Source organism: Lysobacter sp. TAB13 (assembly GCF_052113885.1).
In the GTDB taxonomy this organism is placed as follows: domain Bacteria; phylum Pseudomonadota; class Gammaproteobacteria; order Xanthomonadales; family Xanthomonadaceae; genus Lysobacter; species Lysobacter gummosus.
In genome coordinates this window covers 1-402 of the sequence record NZ_JBFRDR010000294.1, presented here as the reverse complement: position 1 = coordinate 402, position 402 = coordinate 1, and the positions used below count along the sequence as shown (strand labels likewise).

1 protein-coding gene is annotated in these 402 nt (G+C 69.6%); it reads right to left on the bottom strand.

Translation table 11 applies throughout. The features are described from left to right. Positions 1-42 precede the first annotated feature (42 nt). Positions 43-300, bottom strand: coding sequence for a hypothetical protein (locus AB4Y92_RS26240; RefSeq protein WP_441822286.1), 258 nt, complete (start codon positions 298-300; stop codon positions 43-45). Positions 301-402 lie beyond the last annotated feature (102 nt).

The following is a 402-nucleotide window of genomic DNA, read 5'->3' as shown; positions in this document are numbered from 1 at the left end:
GGGCAGGTCGAACAGCGCGCCCGGCCCCTGGCCCCGCCAGCGTCAGCGCGCCGAGCCAGGGGTGCAGGAAATAGGCGAAGGCGAGATAGAGCGGAAGCCGAAGCGCGGCATGTCGATCGCCACCCGGTGCGCCAGCGGTGCAATGTCCTTGTCGAGCCKGGCCCCGACCCGGACCAGCACCTGCGAGCGGATCACGTCGAAGGCGCCCTGGAACAAATAGAGCCCGATCGCCAGCGCCGAGAGCGCCGCCAGCGTCTGGACGCTGCCCGAGGTCAGCGCCCGGTCATAGACCTGCAGCATGTGCGCCCTGGAACAAATAGAGCCCGATCGCCAGCGCCGAGAGCGCCGCCAGCGTCTGGACGCTGCCCGAGGTCAGCGCCCGGTCATAGACCTGCAGCATGT